Source organism: Halomicronema sp. CCY15110 (assembly GCF_016888165.1).
GTDB lineage: Bacteria > Cyanobacteriota > Cyanobacteriia > Phormidesmidales > Phormidesmidaceae > Halomicronema.
The window spans coordinates 1-21,703 of the sequence record NZ_JACSWC010000377.1; the positions used below are offsets into that span (position 1 = coordinate 1).

The 21,703-nt window shown below is 53.2% G+C and carries 19 protein-coding genes and 1 tRNA gene; 11 read left to right on the top strand and 9 right to left on the bottom strand.

The genetic code is table 11. The features are described from left to right. The first annotated feature begins 596 nt into the window (after positions 1-596). Positions 597-755: a hypothetical protein gene (locus JUK32_RS18630; RefSeq protein ID WP_204140373.1), complete on the top strand. Its 159-nt coding sequence runs from the start codon at positions 597-599 to the stop codon at positions 753-755. Between the two features lie 116 nt (positions 756-871). On the opposite strand, the gene JUK32_RS18635 is transcribed toward JUK32_RS18630, so the two are convergent. The 6 genes from JUK32_RS18635 to JUK32_RS18660 all read right to left on the bottom strand — a co-directional run bounded on the left by JUK32_RS18635 (position 872) and on the right by JUK32_RS18660 (position 6,466). Next, positions 872-1,324, bottom strand: coding sequence for a hypothetical protein (locus JUK32_RS18635; protein WP_204140374.1), 453 nt, complete (start codon positions 1,322-1,324; stop codon positions 872-874). Positions 1,325-1,354: 30 nt separating this feature from the next. After that, the gene (locus tag JUK32_RS18640; protein WP_204140375.1) at positions 1,355-2,026 is read right to left on the bottom strand and encodes a hypothetical protein; all 672 of its coding nucleotides are present in this window, start codon (positions 2,024-2,026) and stop codon (positions 1,355-1,357) included. Then, on the bottom strand, positions 2,019-2,816 hold the full coding sequence (locus JUK32_RS18645; protein WP_204140376.1) for a TIGR04255 family protein: 798 nt from the start codon (positions 2,814-2,816) through the stop codon (positions 2,019-2,021). Before JUK32_RS18645 ends, JUK32_RS18640 begins: the two co-directional genes overlap by 8 nt. 236 nt (positions 2,817-3,052) lie before the next feature. After that, positions 3,053-3,505 (bottom strand): cupin domain-containing protein, encoded by a 453-nt coding sequence (locus JUK32_RS18650; protein ID WP_204140377.1) that lies wholly within the window; start codon positions 3,503-3,505, stop codon positions 3,053-3,055. Positions 3,506-3,595: 90 nt separating this feature from the next. Continuing rightward, a tRNA-Cys gene (locus tag JUK32_RS18655) sits at positions 3,596-3,667 on the bottom strand. A 186-nt stretch (positions 3,668-3,853) separates the two neighbouring features. Beyond that, positions 3,854-6,466 carry an EAL domain-containing protein gene (locus JUK32_RS18660; RefSeq protein WP_204140378.1) on the bottom strand — a complete coding sequence of 871 codons (2,613 nt, stop codon included), beginning with the start codon at positions 6,464-6,466 and terminating at the stop codon, positions 3,854-3,856. Between the two features lie 647 nt (positions 6,467-7,113). On the opposite strand from JUK32_RS18660, the gene dnaA reads away from it, so the two are divergent. Beyond that, positions 7,114-8,496, top strand: a complete 1,383-nt coding sequence (gene dnaA / locus JUK32_RS18665) for a chromosomal replication initiator protein DnaA (RefSeq protein ID WP_204140379.1) — start codon at positions 7,114-7,116, stop codon at positions 8,494-8,496. 512 nt (positions 8,497-9,008) lie between these two features. Further along, entirely contained in the window at positions 9,009-10,148 is a 1,140-nt protein-coding gene (gene dnaN / locus JUK32_RS18670) for a DNA polymerase III subunit beta (RefSeq protein WP_204140380.1), read from the top strand. A gap of 105 nt (positions 10,149-10,253) precedes the next feature. Here dnaN and JUK32_RS18675 read toward each other — a convergent pair whose 3' ends face one another. The 3 genes from JUK32_RS18675 to purF form a co-directional block, all read right to left on the bottom strand. After that, complete coding sequence (locus JUK32_RS18675) at positions 10,254-10,925, bottom strand: Pr6Pr family membrane protein (protein ID WP_204140381.1); 672 nt, start codon at positions 10,923-10,925, stop codon at positions 10,254-10,256. 44 nt (positions 10,926-10,969) lie between these two features. Continuing rightward, on the bottom strand, positions 10,970-11,236 hold the full coding sequence (locus JUK32_RS18680) for a hypothetical protein (protein ID WP_204140382.1): 267 nt from the start codon (positions 11,234-11,236) through the stop codon (positions 10,970-10,972). 226 nt (positions 11,237-11,462) lie between these two features. Further along, positions 11,463-12,983: an amidophosphoribosyltransferase gene (purF, locus tag JUK32_RS18685; RefSeq protein WP_204140383.1), complete on the bottom strand. Its 1,521-nt coding sequence runs from the start codon at positions 12,981-12,983 to the stop codon at positions 11,463-11,465. A gap of 429 nt (positions 12,984-13,412) precedes the next feature. On the opposite strand from purF, the gene cysC reads away from it, so the two are divergent. From cysC to JUK32_RS18725, 8 genes are all read left to right on the top strand, one after another. Then, positions 13,413-13,982: an adenylyl-sulfate kinase gene (cysC, locus tag JUK32_RS18690; RefSeq protein ID WP_309224583.1), complete on the top strand. Its 570-nt coding sequence runs from the start codon at positions 13,413-13,415 to the stop codon at positions 13,980-13,982. Positions 13,983-14,228: 246 nt separating this feature from the next. After that, complete coding sequence (gene fabI / locus JUK32_RS18695; protein ID WP_204140384.1) at positions 14,229-15,005, top strand: enoyl-ACP reductase FabI; 777 nt, start codon at positions 14,229-14,231, stop codon at positions 15,003-15,005. 176 nt (positions 15,006-15,181) lie between these two features. Continuing rightward, entirely contained in the window at positions 15,182-16,615 is a 1,434-nt protein-coding gene (locus tag JUK32_RS18700; RefSeq protein WP_204140385.1) for an ABC transporter substrate-binding protein, read from the top strand. A 263-nt stretch (positions 16,616-16,878) separates the two neighbouring features. Beyond that, the gene (locus tag JUK32_RS18705; protein WP_204140386.1) at positions 16,879-17,727 is read left to right on the top strand and encodes a hypothetical protein; all 849 of its coding nucleotides are present in this window, start codon (positions 16,879-16,881) and stop codon (positions 17,725-17,727) included. Positions 17,728-17,753: 26 nt separating this feature from the next. Further along, a complete protein-coding gene (locus tag JUK32_RS18710; RefSeq protein ID WP_204140387.1) occupies positions 17,754-18,953 on the top strand; it encodes a lipase family protein in 1,200 nt (399 codons plus the stop codon). A 414-nt stretch (positions 18,954-19,367) separates the two neighbouring features. Beyond that, on the top strand, positions 19,368-19,994 hold the full coding sequence (locus tag JUK32_RS18715) for a TMEM165/GDT1 family protein (RefSeq protein WP_204140388.1): 627 nt from the start codon (positions 19,368-19,370) through the stop codon (positions 19,992-19,994). Positions 19,995-20,079: 85 nt separating this feature from the next. Then, positions 20,080-20,784, top strand: coding sequence for a cytochrome b/b6 domain-containing protein (locus JUK32_RS18720; protein WP_204140389.1), 705 nt, complete (start codon positions 20,080-20,082; stop codon positions 20,782-20,784). A 343-nt stretch (positions 20,785-21,127) separates the two neighbouring features. After that, a complete protein-coding gene (locus JUK32_RS18725; protein WP_204140390.1) occupies positions 21,128-21,565 on the top strand; it encodes a hypothetical protein in 438 nt (145 codons plus the stop codon). Positions 21,566-21,703: the final 138 nt, after the last annotated feature.

Sequence of the window (21,703 nt, forward strand, 5' to 3'; positions counted from 1 at the left end):
TTGTCTGCCTTTGAGGCGATTTCCCGCGTCCTTACCTCACAACAAGCTGATTGGCTACTGGGTTGAGCAATTACCTTTTAAGTAGAGTAGACAGGAGTAATGATCTGTCAAACGCATTTCGACTTTGCTCAATGCTCGATCTGCTGCTAGGCAGAGGGTTGAGCAAAGTCGAAACCCGGAACCCGGAACCGGATTAATTCAGCCCTCTTGCTTACCTTAAAAAAAGGCGACACCCGGATTCGAGCCGGGGGATGATCGGCAAAATCTCCCAACCCTGAGTTGAACCACAAACCGATCGGCCCCTGGTGGAGCGGGCCGCAAGACGTACCGATCTGTGGCACTGCGATCCCACCCAATTGCCTACGAAGGTACTTGAGATTTCCATGAATGACCGCTGATTTCGCCAAATTCTCCCCTTATTGTCACAATATCCAATGCAGTCGGGCTGTCCAGTGTCACGCCTCTCGCCTCAGCGACGCCACCACCGCACCATCGCTAACCAAGACCCAACGATTCCTTGAAGCGGACTAATATCTGGCCCAAAATGCCCAACTGTCACACACCTAAAATCCTCATTCTCTCGTTAACTGCTTGGTGTGACAGTCTCTCAGCAGCAGCGATTGCCGACGACGGTATATAGCTGGTCAGGTGAACCCAAAGAACTCTTTAATTCCGGGACTTTTAGCGACTACTACATCAAAACTGGTCTACTGTGCCAGTTGTCCAACATCGCAACGGAGTCGTTGCGTCCTTGAGCAAACATTCACCCCATAATCGTGATGGACAATTTAGACATTTACGCTTGAAGAGTTTTGGCAAGGTATCACGTACAGTCAACTACGTTCAAGTAGTTGTACTACTACACAATTTTCTAAGGAATAAAGTCTAATTCTGGCTCGACAACCCAAACAGCCTTCATCGCCATTTTTCTTGCACTTTTTTTTCTGTTATTTGGAGAAATCCCTTCTGGTGGACAAATTAAGGCGTGAGATGGATCTCCTTCTGCATCCTCAGACTTCGGTATCGGATCAGCCACTACAAGATGATTTAGGGAACGTGGAAACGAAGCCAGTATTTCTACCAACCCCTGCCCTTCATATCCAAGCATTGTGTCTTCTACAGTCGTTAAGCTCTCCCTACACACGGAGACTTCATTAGTTATGCCATCAAGGAAAGCAGCAGAAGTCGGGCGGATAGTGCCATCCTCACAACGCTTAACCCAAAATTCTGAAGGAACTATCCTTCGCCATAGTTTCTCATCGTCAGAAATCGAGCCATCATCGACACGATGCATAACTTCTTTTTCATCAAAACTAGGTTCCATATGAAGAGGAGATGGAAACGACTGACCCTCTTAATTTCCTTGAAGCAACCAATTTGAAAGTACTACAACAGATGAAAATCCATCGACAACTCCCTCCATCATTCCATCTTCTAAATTTGCCGCAGCTTTATCCACAGTGAGGAACTCTATAGAACCATTTGGCATAAACTCTAACTCCAATTCACGAGTCCCAACTTCCCATTCAAATTGAATACCACCACCAGGAACAGGGCAAATAAATGGGTCAGGCAATACTTCTTCGTGCAACTGATACAAGACTGTTTTTGATGCCTCTAATGCTTTAGAGGTCACCTTAGTACTTCCATAGCTATCCCAGTTTTCAGGAAGCTCACTGATTTGTCTAATTCTATGTAAGGCTGACGAAAGCCAATTTAAATCACTATCAGAAAAATCAAGATTGGTTTGCTGGTAGTCTTGAGTGATTTCTAGCTCGGGTTCTGATACCGCAATTGATCCCAAATTATTGATATATGCCGTATGACCAATGGCCCTTTGTGTTCGAGACGGTCTAGCCCTAAAGACTCTGGGCTGAACTTCAACATTATTAGTCGAGACACCTTCATATGGGTGAGAGATTTCCATTTGTGTATTACCAAATGGAGAATCGAGAATACGAACAACAACCTTCGAGGAAGGTGTAGTAGAACTTACGGCGTTAGTTGCAAGAATTGATTTACACATCTTCTAAACCCCATCTTTGATGCATTTTTTCCGATGTCATATTCTTGAAGACCACAACTAAATTTCTGCGAATCTTGTCCAAGCAATTCAAAATTGAATCCAAGTCGGATGACTCTGGAACTGCAATCCCGGTGAGACTAAATTGAACAATTTCTTTTGAGTCAGAATTCCGTAATGCCTTAGCGATACTCACTTGTACTTTTAAATTTTCGCTAGGAACGTCAGCGGCCAATTGAAAATTAAGAGATGAAAGCGAGCCAACTTGGAAAGAGCCGTTAAGAAAAGCAAATGCTTCTACGATGTCATCAAGCTTTTCCCATTCCTTACCCTGTTCTAGATGATTTACATACGTTATCTGACAGCTCTTTATTTTTGGCATCTCAGAACTTTTTGTACTTAAAAAACTGCAGAAAGTCTCCCATTCTTTAATAAATTCAGGGCGGAGTTTTTCTTCATAACGAGGATATTTATCCTCTGTTACATAATTACGCCAATTGTATAAAAATCGATCATCTTGTACCTGTAATAACTGTGAGTCCGAAGTATTTTTGAACCAGCATCGCACTGGCAACTTCCCAGGAAATCCATACTCTATGGTAAGTTCGCCTCCAGGTGCCGCACCGATTGGGGGCTGAAGCTCATACGTAGGGTAGCTCTCCCGTATCGCTTGCCAGAATTCACCGAACGCAAGGATTGACCAGGATTCGAGTGTGTCAAACTCAACACCTAATACACTTTCTACGATTGGTGGTTCCCTGAAGCTGGGCAGAACTGGCAATGACTCAGGCATATTTTTATGTTCTGAGGCGGACTTTCGACTTTTATTCAAATATAAGCGATAGACACGGCTTAGCGACATCCAATCAGGCTAGGGCGAGTAGCTAATATCTTATGGACATTGAGGCCGATCGCTCTCCTTACCCTCCGGCTTACCAAGCCACCAGCGATATCCTCATCAATCAGTGACTGTCAGTTTTGCAGGGCGGATCCAGCGATCGCGACGCCGATCTTCCCAACATCCCCACCTCACTCCGCCGGATACTGGTCAAACCGATGCATCAGATCCAGCAGCTCCGCTTGACTGGGTTGACGACCATCGCGGGTGAGCTCTGCCAGACCTTCAAAATATTGCTCGCGAGCATCCGCCGGACAAAACATGATGAGCAATTTGGCAGCTGTTTTGCCCGGATTCGAAAACCCGTGGCGGCGATTTTCCGGCACGCGCATCAGCGTCCCCGGCGAGGCGGAAATCGTCTCCTGATCCAGCACCAACTCCATATCTCCCTCCACGACATAAAAAATCTCCGTCAACTCTTTATGAATGTGGGGACTCGCGCCGCCCGTCTCTGGCGGCATCTCAAATTCAAACAGGCCAAAATGCCCGTGGGTTTCTTCCCCCGTGACCTTAAACGTGCAACGGCTGCTGCGGATTTGCACCGTTTTTCCTGCACCCGGTTCCAAAATCAATGGCAAAGACATGGCAGCTCCTTTTACGACTTAGGGGGATCGCCCCCCGAGTCTATCGCTGCGCTCAGTCATCACGAGCGTTTGATTTCTAAAGATTCAAGAAGGCGACACCCGGATTCGAACCGGGGGATGGAGGTTTTGCAGACCTCTGCCTTACCACTTGGCTATGTCGCCAGACCCGGTAATCAGCATATCAAATCTAACCGTCATTTAGTAGCGCAACGGCGCTAGCAGGTGGACAAAATTTTTTGCGGGATGCTTGACTGACGCTCAGTGCCCCCAGGCCGTCACCCAGGCTGCCATTGGTGGGCAGTGGGTGGAGACGGGCAGGCGAGGCCGCCGACCCAAAGCATGACGATCTCAGGGTGCACTTTGCCCCGGTGGCTGATAGCTGAGCCGCTGAGCCGCCGCCGCCAACCGTCGGGTCATGGCAGCCGCGCTGCTCGGTCGCGCAAAGTAGTAACCCTGACCATAATGACTGCCCAGCTGTGCCAAGAGCGCCGCCTCTTCTGCGGTTTCAATGCCTTCGGCGATGATCTGAATGTTGAGGCTGTGAGCCATGGCAATAATGGCCCGCACCAGGCCCGTATCGTGCGGCTCTCCCCGCAGACGCTGCACAAAAGATTGATCGACCTTGAGCGTGTCAAAGGGAAACTGATGTAAATAGCTGAGAGAAGAATAGCCCGTGCCAAAGTCATCGAGACTGAGCTGCACCCCCAGCGCCCGAATTTGTTGCAGGCGATCGCGGGCGACACCGGGATTCTGCATCATGAGGCTCTCGGTCACTTCGAGTTTGAGAGCGGCTGGCGATAATTGCGTCTGGTGTAGCGCCTGGGCAATATCGTCAACAAAGGTCGGGTGCATCACATGCACTGGGGAGATATTGACACTCATAAAGGCCAAGTTCAGGGTGGAGAACTGGGTCTGCCAGCGCTGCATCTGGGCACAGGCTTGGTGCAGCAACCACCGCTCTAGCCCCACAATCCACCCGGTCTCTTCCGCAATCGGAATAAAAATTTCGGGGGAGACGACGCCTAATTGCTCATGGTGCCAGCGACAGAGGGCTTCAAAACCGACCAGATCACCGGAGCTGAGCTGCGTGACGGGTTGATAGGCGATCGCCATTTGCTGCTGCTGCAAGCTGTGTCGCAGCGCTGTTTCAATCTGCCAGCGCTGCTCTACCGTGGTGTGCATCTCCTGAGAAAATACTTCGTAGCGGGCTTTGCCCCGGTCTTTCGCTTGATACAGCGCAATATCGGCTTGCCGCAGACATTCCTCAACGCTGATCGATTCCCCAGTGCTCAACGCAATCCCAACACTCATCGTGGTGTAGACGTCGCGATCGCCCAGCGAGACGGGTGCCTGCATCATCTGCAACAGTTGATCAGCCAGGTCTAGGGCTTCGTCGATTGCCGCCACCGGCCCGGAAACGACCACAAATTCATCGCCCCCAAAACGACTGACAAACACCGAATGAGGCAACTGGGCACGCAAGCGCTGGGCCACCTCCATCAACAGGCGATCGCCCACCAAATGTCCCAGACTGTCATTAATCAGCTTGAAATTATCTAAATCAATAAAGAACACCGCAAACCGACAGCGAGCATCCTGCGCGGCCCGCTCCAGCCGCTGCTGCATTTCAGCGACGAGGGCAGGGCGACTGGGTAACTGCGTCAGCGCGTCATTAAATGCCTGCTTTTGTAACGTCTGAAAGGACATTTGCAGCTGGTTAGCCATGCCCTCAAACGACGCCGTTAAATCGTCTAACTCTTGAATGCCGCTCTGGGGCAACCGCTGGCGAAAGTTACCGGCCGCTAAGCGTCTGGCGGCCCGCCGCAGGTGCTGCACGGGCCTCGCAATCCACCGCGAAGTGTAGAGCCCAACCATCAGTGAAATGAGCAACGCCCCGATCGACAGCAGAATGATCGTTTGACGGTACGCATACAGCGGCCCTAAAAAGTCGGCATCCGGCATAATGACGCCGATCCGCCAATCCAGCCCATACTCATCTTGAAAGACTGTGATTTGTAAAAAGTAGTGTTCGCGATCAAGTACAAAGTCCAACGTTTGTTCAGTCGTCTCGCTCGTTAAAGCCGCTGCCTGACTTTGCATCGCCCCTGCCGCCGCTTGCAAAACGGGCAAAGGAGCCTCACTGAGCAACATGCGCTCAGTCTGACCATCCTTTAACCAAAAGGGTCTGGCCAGATGCGAGCTCGCGACCAACAGTCCCTCGCGATCGAAAATGAACGCCTGCCCCGTTTTGCCTACTTTCAACGTTTTGAGAAAGTCACTGACCTGGGTCAAAAAGAAATTGTTGGCAAACACGCCCTGCAATGCCCCTTGGTCATCCCACACGGGAGCCACTGCCGGAATCGCCATCGCCGGAAAGGCTTGGTAAGTAAACACCGGCCCCCAAGCGGGTTGGCCCGCTTGCACCGCCGATTGAAACCATGGCCGCTGGGTCACATCAAACCCAGGGGCTTCGAGCATCAGATCCACCAGATCCCCAGTCGCATCCACATTAAAAAATTGCAGCCGTTGCGGCTGCTCGACGCGCACCCGGTGGCGTTGCATCGGACGATCGCGCCCCAATGGCCAGCCCCCGCCAGCAAACTGACCATCCACCGCTCCGTAGTAGATAAAGTCAACGACTTCAAAGTCTTGCGCCTGCTGCCAAAAATGCCGCTCTAACGCCTCAAAATCGTTTAGCGATAATTCGCCATGGTCAATTAAGTTCGCATTGACGCGGTTGATGCGCTGGGGGACGGCTAAATAATTGCTGAGCTCACTCACAATATGGGTCGAAATCTCGGTGCGCAGTTGGCGAGCCACCTGAGTCACTGCTGATTCACCACTGCGTACGGACAAATATCCCGTCAGCGCAATCGCCACCACGAGTTGAATCACAAAGGGAATAATTAATAGCGATCGCAGCGACCACCTCGGTCGCCACCGATTAAAGATTTTTAGCACCGCACCCCTGCCCGCACCCCGTCTTAGTTAGGCGTCAATATCGATACCTGTGCCACTGCGCCCACTCTCTCAATAATAATATGCTGGTAGATATCCCATCTTTCCCGGCTGACTGAATGCCGCCCCAGCTTGCCCACCCCCCAAAAGTCACTACCCATGCCGTTTGAAAACTTATTGGCGCAGCCGCCTCACACCATCCCATCCTCCAGCAACCCTCTCATCCACCAGCCAATTGCCGCTTAGAGCTTTCGCAGCCGGTGCGATCGCTCACCACGACCACCCATATATGTAGCGCTTTGTACTGATTAAGGGGCACTTATCACGCTCTCTTCAGAGTCTCAAAGCTTTAATGCGTTCTCCCAAATCCCGCCCCATCGACGGCAGAAGATCAGGTACTCTAGTAAATCCAAGTTGGTAATGCCGACTGGTTAAGCGAGTCCGCACCCCGTTCCATCACTTAGACCACCGCCGTGCCTAAATTCATGCGTACTGCTCATGACAACTTTTCCGTGCCTCGCCCCGCGATCGCGGTAGCTCAGCGCTAGCGACCCGTTTGACATCAGGATGAACGCGATCGTCTCCGGGCGACCAGCATCAGATTCGGCTTCCGGCAACACCAGCACAGCGGCAAATCTTGGAGGTACGGTGTGGAACCAGCACTTGACGGCATTTGGCAACAAGTCTTAGACGAACTGCAAGCGCAACTCAGCCATCCGACGTTTGAAACCTGGATCAAGCCCGCCCGCCCCCAAAACCTATCCGAACAAACCCTCATTATCGCCACCCCCACCCCGTTTGCGCGTAACTGGTTACACAAGCATTACCTGAGCACGATCGCCACCGTCGTGAAAAATATTGTGGGTCGTCCGGTTGAAGTCAAGTTTGTGGTCGAAACGCCCGAGGGCAATGGTGCCATGGCCGAGGGTATGCCAGCCGCAGACTTAACCTGGCCGGTGCTCGCGCCCGCCGCGCCCTTGGCTAGCACCAATGGCCACACCGCCGAGCGCGAAGCTAGTCTGAACCCCAAATCCATCTTTTCGCGGTTTGTGGTCGGTGCCAACAATCGCATGGCCCACGCCGCCGCCCTGGCCGTCGCCGAAGCCCCCGGTCGCGAGTTCAATCCCCTCTTTCTCTGCGGCGGGGTCGGCCTGGGCAAAACTCACCTGATGCAGTCCATCGGCCACTATCGGCTCGAAATTTCGGCCTCGGCTCGCATTGCCTATGTTTCGACCGAACAGTTCACCAATGACCTGATCACCGCCATCCGCAAAGACAGTATGCAGAGCTTTCGCGATCACTATCGGCAAACCGATGTGCTGATGGTGGATGACATCCAGTTCATTGAGGGCAAAGAATATACCCAGGAAGAGTTTTTCCACACCTTCAACACCCTGCATGAGTCGGGCAAACAAATTGTGCTGGCCAGCGATCGCCCGCCCAACCAAATGCCCCGTCTACAAGATCGGTTGGTGTCGCGCTTTTCCATGGGACTGATCGCCGACATTCAACCCCCCGACTATGAAACGCGGATGGCGATTCTGCAAAAGAAGGCCGAGTACGAGAATGTCCGGCTGCCCCGGGCCGTCATCGAATACATCGCCTCCACCTACACCTCCAACATTCGAGAACTGGAAGGGGCCCTGATTCGCGCGATCGCCTACACCTCCATCTCCGGCCTGCCGATGACGGTGGAAAATCTGATGCCGGTGCTCAGTGCCACCGCTAGTGAAAAAGTCGAAGTCTCCCCCGAAACCGTCCTCAAAGTCATTTCTGAAGTCTTTAACATTTCCGAGGACGACCTCAAAAGCAGCTCCCGCAAACGGGAAATTAGCCTCGCCCGCCAAATTGGCATGTATCTCATGCGCCAGCACACCAGCCTGAGCCTGCCCAAAATCGGCTTGGTTTTTGGCGGCAAAGACCACACCACGGTGATGTACAGCTGCGACAAAATTACTAAGCAGATCAAAAAAGATCCCAGCCTTAATCAAACCGTGCGCGACGTGAGCGATCGCATCAACACCGCCGAATAACGCGCTCTCAAAAATTGACGGTCTATCCCCGGCAGCTCCCCTGCCGGGATTTTTTGATCTGGGACGAAAATTTTTGATCCCTCGCATCGAGGCCGCACTCTGCCCAGACTTGCCGAATGTAACAATATATGAAAATTCCCGGTGGGGTTATGTGGAAAACTGCGCTACGGATGTGGAAAACAGTCCCCAAAAACCCTCCACTTTTGAGAGACTATGGGGAAAAGAATTAAGCCCCATCAGGGATGTGGAAAACTCTCGCGGCTCTCCACAAGTTCTCCACAAGATTGGGGACGACCGAAGCTAGACCCGGCAAGCGATCCCCTATTTATCCACAATTTCCGCAAGCCCTACTAATACGGCTATAAGAAAAATTTGATCTAAAAAGACCCTAAGAGCCCCCTTAACGATGGGGAAAAGCCAGGGTGATACGATAGGCATCCATCCAGCTTGAGGACGATCTGGTTCCCCCAAGCAGCGTCACCACTCCATCCCAGTTTTTCTAGAAGCACCCTATGAAATTCGTTTGTCCCCAAAGTGAACTCAATACTCATCTCTCTTTAGTGGGTCGAGTCGTACCCGCTCGACCCAGCAAACCTGTCCTCAGTAACGTCCTGATCAAAGTGGACGAAGAAAAGCAACAGGTAACCCTGATCGGGTTTGACGAAACGATGGGTATTCAAACCTCCTTTAAAGCAACGGTAGAAGAACCCGGCGAACTCACCTTGCCCGCCAAACTGCTGGAAAGCATTATTGCCCGACTGCCCTCAGAAGACATTGCGATTCAGGAAACCCAGGAAGACGCGGCGGTCACCATCACCAGCTCCTCGGGCAAATATGAAGTGCGGGGGCTAAGCGCTGAAGATTACCCCAGCCTGCCCGTGATCGAAGACGGCCAAGCTGCCGAACTGTCCATCGAGGCGTTGCTGGAAGGACTCAAAGGCGCGCTGTTTGCGACGAGCGCCGATGAAAGCAAGCAAGTGCTCACGGGGGTGCACCTGATGGCGGAACCGGAAATACTGGAGTTTGCCGCCACGGATGGTCACCGTCTGGCAGTGGTCAGAACGAGTGATGAGTCGGGTGATAAGGATGACTCCGTCGCCAAAATGGATGTCACCGTCCCCGCGAAAGCGCTCCGCGATCTGGAGCGGATGCTGCAAACCTACACCTCTTCGGAACCGATCGCGCTCAAATTCGATCGCACCCAGGTCATTTTTGAACTAGGCGATCAGCGCCTCACCACGCGCCTGCTCGAAGGGCAATATCCCAACTATCGCCAACTCATTCCCAAGCAGTTTGAGCGGCAAGTGACGATCGATCGCAAGCTGCTCATGGATGCCCTGGAACGCATCGCCGTCCTGGCCGATCAAAAAAACAACATTGTGAAACTTTCCCTGGACTCCAAGCAGCAATCCGTTGCCGTCTCGGTAGAAGCGCAAGAAGTCGGTAGCGGTCGCGAAGTGGTCGCCGCCCAAATCTCGGGCGATGACCTCGACATTGCCTTTAACGTCCGCTATCTGCTGGATGGTTTGAAGGCTCTTGGCACTAACGAAGTGCAGCTCCAGTGCAACACCGCCACTAGCCCCTCCATCTTCGTTCCCCTCGGTGAAGTGCAGATGACTTACCTCGTCATGCCCGTCCAAATCCGTTCTTAACGGAGTTAGGCAAAATTCAACGTCCATTTGAGTGAAGTGCTAAATGTGAGTTCTCTCCTATGGAAAACCTCACATTTCCCAAAGTTGAAGACGATCACGAGCACCTTACAATGAACGCGCTCGCTGGGTTTGTCGAGCTTGCAGCTTACCAATGCCGATGAACAGGAGCGAGACGATCGCAAACAATGCCAACATGCCCAAGGAATTGAACAGTACCTGGGTATACCCCAGAGCACTGACATCGGTAAACGGGTAGGGATATTGATTGCGCACGGCTCCTAGCAGCAAAGTGTAGACCGAGTAGCCGATTGGATAGCTGAGCCACACCAAGGCTCCACGCCACTGTAGCGATCGCTTAGGCACGCCCAACCACCAGTAGATCAGATAAGCAGCGGGCATAACGGTATGCAGCATGATATCCACTATCTTCGTTAACCCCTGCGGATCCCAAAGTTGACTCAGCAACAGGTGATAAACAGCGGCCACAATGGTGATGTAAACCGCGATCGCCGTAACCGTACTGGGCTGCTGCAAGAGCGATGTCACCAATTGTGGCTTGGCGTTGCTCGACTTCATGCTCCCGGCGGTGAAGGCTAGGGCTACGAGAATGTTGGTGAGTACCGTGAAATAGCTAAAGAAGCTAATGACGCCGGAACCGATGCCCGTGCCATCGGCCAAACTGGTATTGATAGAAAGATAAAATCGCAGGATGACGGTAATCCAACCCGCGATCGCTGCGATACTGGCATAGTGACGCATAGAGCATGGGTGACGCATAGCAATTAAGGCAACATCATGCGCTCCGAACTAGCTGAGAAGCGTTACGCCTCGCCACCAGCGGCCCGTTCTTCCGACTCAATTTTTTCCCGCGTCTCGCCCCAATAGGCGCTGACGGTGATGATTTCATTCCCGCCATCAATTTCCGTTTTCCAGCGATAAATCGTGTTTTTGGGATTCACCCCGACCTCGATCAACTTGGCCCCCATGTAATAAGTCATGGAATCACGGGTACGCTGCTTGAAAAATTCCGATTGGTTCTTAGGAACGGTCCGTGAGAGATGGGCTTGGGTATGTTTGGGCTTGGCCATGGCGAGTCAACAATCTGGAACGAATCATCCTTTATCTTAAACAGCGATGAAACCGGGTTCAATCCTAAGCCCACTAAGCAGGTGTCGCCAAAAGCAGGGAGAGGCTAGGAGAGGTCTTACAGCCCATGAAACTGCCGTAAGCGCTTCCCAACCCCTTTTACTGACAAGCAGCGACACAGCAACTCGTGTGTAATGGATAGCTCCCCCTAGGCAGGGGCAAATGAGACTAGACAGTGGCCGCAGTGGAGGGTACCGATGTCTCAAACTTGAGCTTTGATCGCTTGTAAGGATCGGGAATATCGACCGGATAATCGCCCGTAAAGCAGGCGGAACAAAAACTGTTGGGATCCTGGTGAGTGGTTTTGAGCATGCCCTCCCAGCTGAGATAAGCGAGGGAATCAACCCCGATTTTTTCAGCAATTTCTTCCACCGACAAGTTGGCGGCAATCAATTGTTCCTGGTTGTCGGTGTCGATGCCAAAGAAGCAGGGATGCGTCACGGGGGGGGATGAAATGCGCATGTGCACTTCCGTCGCGCCCGCTTCTCGCAAGGCCTTAACGATTTTGTAGCTGGTGGTGCCCCGCACAATGGAATCGTCCACAATCAGCACCCGCTGACCGTTCAAAACATCTTTCAGCGGATTCAGCTTCACCCGAATGCCGACCTCGCGCATCGATTGAGTCGGCTGAATAAACGTGCGTCCCACATAGCGGTTTTTGATCAGCCCTTCGGCATAGGGAATATGGGACGCTTTGGAAAAGCCGATCGCTGCGGGAACGCCAGAATCCGGCACTGCCATCACCAAATCCACGTCAGCCGGGGATTCGCGCGCCAACTCTTCACCCAGACGGATGCGATAGGTGTAGAGGGTTTCTTCATTAACGACGCTATCGGGACGAGAGAAATAGATCATCTCGAAAACGCAAAGCTTGCGCTCAGCTGTGGCATCCCATTGCATGGAGGTAATCCCCGACTCGGTAATCCAAACCAGTTCTCCGGGCTGAATATCACGCACATAATGCGCTCCAATAATGTCGAGGCCACAGGTTTCCGACGACAACACGTAATTGGCCGGGCCGCCGGACTGGCTGGGTTCATCGCCCAAGATGCCCAACACGAGAGGGCGGATGCCATGGGGGTCGCGAGCGCCGATAATGCCTGCCGGGGTGCCGATGACGAGGCTAAAAGCGCCCTGACAGCGCTTAAAAGCGGAAATCGCACCCTGAATCCAGCCTTGTCCGGCATCGACGGCTTCGGCCATTGCATAGGCAATCATTTCGGTATCGGCGGTGCTGACAAAGTCGTAGCCGCTGTCGTGCAGTTCGGTTTTGAGGATGGCGGCGTTGACCACGTTGCCGTTGTGGGCGATCGCAATCTCACCCAGCTTGGTGGGGGCGATCGCCGGTTGGGCATTGGCTAAATGGCTCGACCCGGTTGTGGAATATCGCGTGTGACCGATGGCATATTCGCCGGGCAACGTTTTGAGTTTGCCATCATCAAACACCTGAGACACCAGGCCCATGTGCTTATAGCTGTGCAGTTTACCTTGGTCGAAGGTGGCAATGCCCGCCGACTCTTGCCCCCGATGCTGGAGGGCGAACAAACCAAAGTAAGCTAATGTCGCAACCTCTTCGGTCGGAGCATATACCCCAAACACACCGCAAGCCTCTTCAGGTTTGTCGGGGCGAGAGACCTCGGTCGTACGCGGAGCAAGAGAATCCGCTGGAGAGGGCGATCGCAAAGTCATATTGAATGGTGGCTCCGAGTTAAGACTAGACAGATTGACAGACAGCAGATTCTCAGCAAGGACGCGAGCACAAGGTTCCCCAAGCACGCCTGACTTCCATCATAGGATCTTGAACTCACGATCTGCGATGAAAAATCTTTGATTCTTTCCAAAAACTTAATGCAATCTTAAACCATTTTAGTTGCATCATTGACAGCGGCGATGTCTGGTCACAACCATCTCATATGGGTGAACTCGACCTGAAACTTGCTAAATCCAGGGGCTCGTTCGTGCGACATCGTGTCGGTGGATGGTTGCACCCTTAGTGGCGTCAATGAGGCGATCGCATCCCTGGCGTGAGGCCATGATTCTCTCTGGGGGGTCGCCGGGCATACTGGAAAGAATGCCAACTCAGGCAGTTTACTTTTAGTTGTCAATTCAATTATTCGTATCGCTAGGAGACGAGACAAAATTATGGAACATCGTGGCGTAACCGTTTGGTTAACGGGGTTAAGCGGAGCCGGTAAAAGTACGATTACAGAAGCTTTGGCGCAGCGTTTGCGCGATCGCCAGTGCAAGCTGGAAGTGCTTGATGGCGATATCGTCCGCACGAACTTGACCAAAGGACTCGGCTTTAGCAAAGAAGACCGTGACACCAATATCCGTCGCATTGGGTTTGTCTCCCATTTGCTGACGCGCAACGGCGTCGTGGTGCTGGTATCCGCCATTTCGCCCTATCGCGCTGTCCGGGAAGAAGTGCGCGAAATGATTGGCGATTTTATGGAAGTCTACGTCAGCGCGCCGCTAGAGGTCTGCGAATCTCGCGACGTGAAAGGGCTCTATAAAAAAGCCCGCGCGGGTGAAATCAAACAGTTCACCGGCATTGATGACCCCTATGAACCCCCCGCCAATCCTGAAGTGAACTGCGAAACTCACAATGAGAGTTTGGCCGAAAGCGTGGATAAAGTCATCGCCAAACTGGAAGAACTGGGGTATTTGCCTGTGGGGGTTCCTGCTTAGGCGAGGTCTGGACAACTAACTCGCTTGCGCTCACGGCAACCTTGACTCATGCCAGGGATCTCAAATTTGAGATCCCTTTTTTAGTGGCTGCTTTTAGTGGCTAACTGAGGTCATGAGCCGTCCTTGAGGTGATGGCGATCGCTGCTCAGGTGAGGACGCGATCGCAACTGAGTCAACCCAGGTTGGGGACTATCCAGGCGTCCCCAGTATTGAGTATTCTCCTAGGTGGCTCTTATTGAATATGTCATGCTAGATCTCACTGGAAAAACCGCCCTTGTTACCGGCATCGCCAACAACCGTTCCATCGCGTGGGGCATTGCGCAACAGCTCCATGCGGCTGGGGCTGACTTGGGGGTTACCTACTTGCCGGATGCCAAAGGCAAGATGGAAAAAAAAGTCAAAGATTTAGTTGAGCCGTTGAATCCGTCTTTGTTTTTGCCGTTGAATGTGCAAAACGATGAGCAAATGGCCGAGACCTTTCAGGCGGTGAAAGCGCAGTGGGGCAAGATTGATATTTTGGTGCACTGCCTCGCCTTTGCGAATCGTGACGACTTAACGGGGGACTTTAGCGCCACGTCACGCCAAGGCTTTCAAACGGCGTTGGATATTAGTGCGTATTCTTTGGTGAGCTTGGCGAATGGGGCGAAGCCGCTGATGACTGAGGGCGGCAGCATCGTCACGCTGACTTATCTGGGCGGCGTGCGAGTGGTGCCGAACTACAACGTGATGGGCATTGCCAAAGCGGCGCTAGAAATGAATGTGCGCTACCTAGCGTCAGAAATGGGAGCTCACAACATTCGCGTGAATGGAATTTCGGCGGGGCCGATTCGGACGCTGGCGTCTTCCGCAGTGGGCGGCATTTTAGACATGATTCACCATGTGGAAGAGATTGCGCCTCTGGGGCGCACCGTCACTCAGGAGGAGGTGGGCAAGACGGCGGCGTTTTTGTGTAGCGATTTGTCTAGCGGCATTACTGGGCAAATCCTTTACGTCGATTCGGGCTACAACATTATGGGCATGTAGGTTATGGGTCGCGATCGCTGCCCTTGGCAATGGGCGATCGCCATGCGCACCCGTCAATTTTCAATCTTGGTCATTTTGGTAAGCTGCAGACTAATGGCCTTCAGTCTTGCCTGACGAGACCCTTCTCTACATGCCAGTAACCTGAGTATCCTTGATTGTCGTCGTGCTGACTTGTCATGGCTAAACGTAATGAAATTGCGGCTCTGTTGGGGGCCTTGCTCATCACTGGCGGTTTGCTAGGCGGCCTCGGTTGGTGGGCCTATCGGCAGTTTGCTCCCAGTTTGACGAGTGGCGGTGGGGCGGCACCGACTAGTGGCAATGCGCCCACCGGGGCAACGGCTGACAGTCCAGGGGGCACTCCCCAGGCGCGCATCAGTGTCGGCGACAGGTTGCTGGTGGCGGAGCCCGCATCGCCGACCAAAACTCAGGCTGTGGAAGCGCTACAAGCGGGAGATTTTGAGACGGCGATCGCGGCTCTGACTCAGCACCTAGAGCAAAATCGCAATGATCCGGAAGCGCGGATTTTGCTGAACAATGCGGAGATTGGCGGGCAAGCTGCTTATACGATCGCCGTGGCGGCTCCTGTGGCGACGGCAGTGAATCCGGCGAAGGAAATGCTGCGGGGGGTGGCCCAGGCCCAAGCACAGATTAATCAGACTGGCGGCATTAATGGCACGCCGCTGCAGGTGGCGATCGCCAGTGATGACGATAATCCTCAAACGGCTACACAAGTTGCCCAGGCACTGGCCGATAATCCCGACATTTTGGGGGTGGTGGGCCACTTTGGCAGTGATACCAGCCTGGCGGCCAGTGCAGTCTATGATCAGGCCGGTTTGGCGATGATTTCGCCTACCAGCACCTCGGTCGAACTCTCGAACGTGGCCGACGAGGTGTTTCGCACGGTGCCGAGCGATCGCTTTACGGCAACTTCCCTCTCACGCTATGCCGTCACGAACTTCACACCCGCGAATCTGGTGGTGTTTTTTAACGGTGAGAGCGGTTATAGCGAATCCTTGAAATCGGAATTTACGACGGCGATTTATAGCGATGGGGGACAAATACTCGCTGAATTTGATGTGTCAGACGCCCAATTCGATGCTGCGACGGCAGTGTCGCAAGCCATTCAGCAAGGGGCAACAGGCCTCGTGTTGCTGACCAATACCAGTACCCTGGAGCAAGCGCTGCAAGTCATCCAGGTCAATCAACAGCGGTTGGCGTTGCTGGGGGGCGATAGCTTATATAACCCCCAAGTGCTGGAAGCAGGGGGCCGTGATGCGGTGGATATGGTGGTGGCAGTGCCGTGGATTTTGGGCAACAACACGGAATCAGAATTTGCCCAAACAGCGCGCCAGCTCTGGGGCGGCGATGTGAACTGGCGCACGGCGATGGCCTATGATGCGACGCTGACGCTGGCGGCGGCACTCCGCAGTGAGCCGACTCGGGCGGGGGTGGTGGCCGCGCTTCAGACTCCTGGTTTTCAGGTCGATGGGGCTACGGGAACGGTGCAGTTTTTGCCATCGGGCGATCGCAACCAGGCGATGCAGTTAGTAGAGGTCGTGCCCAGCGATCGCACCAGCTTTGGCTATCAGTTTCAGCTCGTCAGTCCCTAAGTGTGGCGGGCGCTTGCCATGGGGGAGCTGCACCTAAATCAAGTCTCCGTTCAATCCGGTTTCAACTTCCCTCAGCCTGCCAGTATCGAGAGTTGAGCGGAGTCGCAACTCGGTGCCTGGGGAGCTGTTTTGTGCGCCAGTCCCGGAGCGCCACCGCGACATTAAGACTTGTCCCAAAATCACAAATCTCAAGCATTGCTTCCACATCTGCGGGTAAATATTAGTCTTACGATTTAATCACCCTCTGCCCGTGTTCGTGCACCATGACTGATTCTCCTGCCGAAAAAGTTGTCTGCTTAGAGGTACTCGCCGCCGTTGCTAATTTGGGGGGAGATCCGACACCGCTAGAATTTGAAGCCTTTTTAGCCGCTATCAACACCTTTCAACCGCTCCCATCGGAGACCACGCCGGAGCGGTTGCTAGCGACCGCTCCCGCGGAAATTGCGACCCACCTCGGCCAGATCCAGACGGCAGAATTGCAGCAGCAAGTCTATCGCGGTGCGTTTGCGATCGCCCGCTCCAAAGGCATTAATCCCCAAGAGGCGCAGATGCTTGGGGAGATTAAAACCGCGTTTGGGTTGTCCCCCGAGGTCACCCAGGCGCTTGAAAAACAGCCCCTGCTGTTCGACTCTGCGGGGGGAGTGTTGAACTCGGCGCTAGCCGGGATGGCGTCTTTGATTGGCCGCGAAGGGGATGTGCGGCGACTGATTTTTGATTATTCCATGGGGGCAGCGATCGTCGGCCTGGTGCCGCTGACGGGCGGCGGCACCCTCGAAATCAAACTGCTCATCGTCCTTGGCCTCATGCTCAAAATGATTTGGGATATCCGCAAGTTGTGGGGACGACCGCAAGGGCAAGACATTTTGGCGATCATTGGGCAAGTCTTTGGCGTCATGGGGGCCGCCATTGGGGGCTTGTTGGCCTGGGGCACACTGATTGGGGTGAGCGCGATCGTGCCCTATGCGGGCGCGTTTGCCAAAGCGGCGGGATTTGCCACGGCGACTTGGATTGCCGGGCAGGCCACCAACCAGTTTTATACCAGCCAAAAGCGGCCTGATTTGGCGGCGCTCAAGCGGGCCTTTCCGAACCTATTGTCTTCAGACAAGTCGTAAAGCGCAGTTCCCAGGGAGGATGAGTCATGGATAAATTTAAACGCCGCCAATTTTTACTTGGGGGGGTCGCCGCTGGGACGGCGGCCACTGCTGGCACGGAGCTGGTGCGGCGGCGACGAGCCGAGGCCAAACAAGCCGCGATCGATGCCTTTGCGGCAGAGTTTTATGACCCTGAAGACATCATTCAAGCAGCGGTCACGGGTGATACTCGCATGGTCGAAGAGTTTCAGGCGATTCAAGCCTCGGCGGTGTTTCCGCCGCCGCCCATTCCCTATAACCGGGAGATGTCAAAACGCCTGATTTTGCTCAGCCGTCTCGCCACCCAGCAATACATTACCGGACGCAATGATCCGAGCTACGACGGTAACTTGCAGCAGTTATTTGACTACGATTCCAGCTTGGATCAATACCGCCTGGTGGCCTCTTTTCGGGGCAAAGAACGACAAGTTAACGACAGTATTGAAGTTCAAGTGCCGCAACAGGTCATTGATGATCCCACGTTGTTGAACGACCCCACGGCCCTTGAAGAAAGTCTGTCACAAACTGAAGAGGTGATTCGGTCTGGGGTGACGGCAGCCGTCAAAGTTGGCCGCCAAATTGAAGTGTTCTACGGGTTCCTGTTAGAGTCGGACGCCGAGAGCATTTTGGTCTTTCGCGGGACGCAGCGCACTGCTGAATGGGTGGGTAACATCTATGCCGTGCAGGAAGACTATATCAATCCGCAAACGGGCGAATCGCTCGGTCGCATTCACACTGGCTTTCGACGCATCGCTGATGGCATCATCAATCCCCTGGCTGTGGATGCTGTGCGGGGGATCAATCCGAATAAGCCTTGTTATGTATCAGGGCACAGTTTAGGGTCCGCACTGGCGACCATCTTGGCCCTTGATATCGCCCTCGCGGTGCCAGAGTTGCAACCGCAACTGCAGGTGTATGTGTATGCCAGCCCACGGGTGGGCAATCCTGACTTTGTAAATAGCTACGCCCAAATTTTGCCCAATACGTTTCGCATTACCAATTTGGCCGATCCGATTCCCACGATGCCGCCGACAAAACTGCGGGCAGAGTTTGTGCATGTGGGTGAGGAGTGGTCGTTTGTGAGTCAGGGGGGCGACATTTTGCCGAACCACATTGTCGATACTTACCGGCGGGCGGTGAATGCCGGGGTGGAAACGAATCAATCGCGTGATTTTCCCAGCAGTGGGGTGGGCAACGTAACGGCTTAGAGTGGGCTGGCTGGGGACTCGGCAAAGTTTGAGAATGAAGGAATGGCCGCAGAAAAGCGATCGCTCATCCAGTTTCAACTACTCATAAAACTGGGCTAATGATCAAATTTCAAAAATGAACACATAATGAAATTTCTACGGAAAAAATTCCTGGCTCTAGGAAAAAAATGTGAAATTCGTAATTGTTTGGCATATTTTTTATGCTATTCTCTTAATCATTGAAGGGGAGTAGCTTGAGGCTTACGCCCGTTATCTGAATCAACATACTGGTGATGAGCCTGGTTCAGATAGCAAATTAGCATTTGTCTAATTTGTCAGCGAGACCTTCACTAAGTCCACAGAGAGAGTGGGCTTGGTGGGGTCTTTTTAGAATTCCGTCATGCCTGCTCAATCCATTCATAAAGAGAGAAGAGCATGACGTTTATAGAAGGATTTACCGCTGGTTTATTGCTGATCACGCTATCAGAAATCGGGGATAAAACGTTCTTTATTGGCGCGATTTTGGCGATGCGGCATCCTCGCCGCTGGGTGTTTGTGGGGGTGACCGCAGCGCTCGCAGTCATGACGCTGTTGTCCGTCTGGATTGGGCAAATTGCGACCCTGTTTCCGCAACATTATGTGCAGTGGGTGGCGATCGCGCTCTTTTTTGGCTTTGGCTTAAAGCTGCTTTACGATGCCAGCCAAATGTCGGGGCAAGAGTCGCTGGATGATGAATGTGAAGAAGCCTTAGCCGCTGTGAAAGAACGGGAACAGGGCATCACCAGCTGGTCGATTAGAGCCGTCTTGCTCGAAGCCTTTACCCTCACCTTTGTGGCGGAGTGGGGCGATCGCACCCAGCTGGCGACCATTACCCTGGCGTCGGCGAATAATCCCTATGGCGTGCTCGTGGGGGCGATTTTGGGTCATGCCATCTGTGCGGCGATCGCGGTGACCTGCGGCAAACTCATCGCTGGACGCATTTCAGAGCGGTTGCTGACGGCTCTGGGGGGCATTCTATTCATTGGGTTTGGGATGCTCGCTGCCTTCAACGGTGGGGCTTAACGAGATGGGTCGCCTCTAGTCAACCCATTCAAGCCAACGCCCAGGTTACGTTTCACCGTCATTTCAACTAACCAAATATCACCTCATGACCCCGTCTCGTCCTTACCAACCTTTACTGCTCCGCGTTTTGCATGGCCTCACGGGCCTTTGCCTGATGGCCGCCATGGTGACCGCCTACTGGACTTACGAAGTCTACGACGGTCGCTGGGGAGGCATACCGTTGCCCGAATACCGCGCGATTGAAGGCCTCCACGGCACCTTTGGGCTGTGGACTTTGCTCATCTTTCCGGCCTTGCTCATTTATGCCTGCCGTCAAGGTCGCCGCCGCCTTTGGCAACCCCAGTCATGGCAACAGCTCGCGGATGTCGGCAAGCCGATCTGGTGGTACACCCTCAATCGTTTGGTCAATACGCTGGCTCTGCTGGCCCTCACCTTTGCCCTCTACAGCGGCAAAATGATGGATGAAACCTGGCTGCCGCGTGGCGAACTGAACCATGCTTGGTATTACGCGCATCTGATTTCGTGGGTAGTAATGGTGGGGGCGATCGCGCTCCACCTCTTGCTCAACGCCAAGGTCGGCGGTACCCCGCTCCTGCTGTCGATGCTGACCTGGCAATATCGCGAAAAAGATAGCCCCCAGCGGTGGCCGGCTCATATCACCCAAACTTGGGTCGCGTTTCGTCAGGGGGCTTGGCGGCACTGGCTTTCGACTAAAACGGCGATCGGGGTGATGGAGATTGCTATTTTAGGCAGTTTGGTGGTCGCTTGGCTGTTACCCCTATTCAAATAAAACTCAATGGGTTTGTGACCAGCCCATCATTCATTGGGCATTGGGCGCACGAAATATTCATGGACTGCGATCGCTGATCTATGTGGACTGAACATGAATTCCACAATTGGTGAAAGATGCACTGGTTGGTAAGTGAAGAATTGACACAAATTTGATATGGCACTCCGTTTGAGCCCGTGCACCGGGGCAAATTGAGACAGTATCGATCCCGGTCTCCAGTAGATTTGGCGTACATCTGAATGGTTGACCCTCCACCCGTAAGTCCCAGGCCAGTATTGTGCCAACGGTTTACCCGATGTACCCTGACTTCCCCATCTGATCACTTCTTTTGCAGGATAAATCCATGAGTGTTTTTAAGATTGCCGCAACCACAATTGTGACGGGATGTATCAGCTTGGGGGTGATGTCAACTGCCCAAGCACAGTATGAAACGTTTGAAATTTCCCCTGGGTTTACGCCGGATCCGCTGGTGGGTAGCGGCGTCTCGGGTGGCCCCGATGAGGTGGATGGCTGTGGTTTCATTGATACTGCGGATAGTCCGGATCACGTGCTGTACGTGAATGATTATTTTGACTATCTTCGCGTGTCCGTCGAGTCACCCGGCGATGTCACCCTATTTATGGAAAATATCGAAACTGGCGAGGCGATGTGCGTCGATGATTCCAACGGTACGCTGTTGCCAGAGTTTGCGGGTGAGTGGCCAGCCGGCACTTATTTCCTCTGGATTGGTGATTTTGACGGTGGGGCTTATCCCTACGACATCTATATCTCGGAGTTTTAAACTGGTGCTACGCATTTCGGTTCTGAGAAGGGAAATGTGGTAAATTGTGAGCAAATCATTGAGGGACTTGCGCGTAAAAAAGATCCCCATGAACCGAGTTTCGACTCCGCTCAACTCTCGATACTGGTAGGTTGAGCG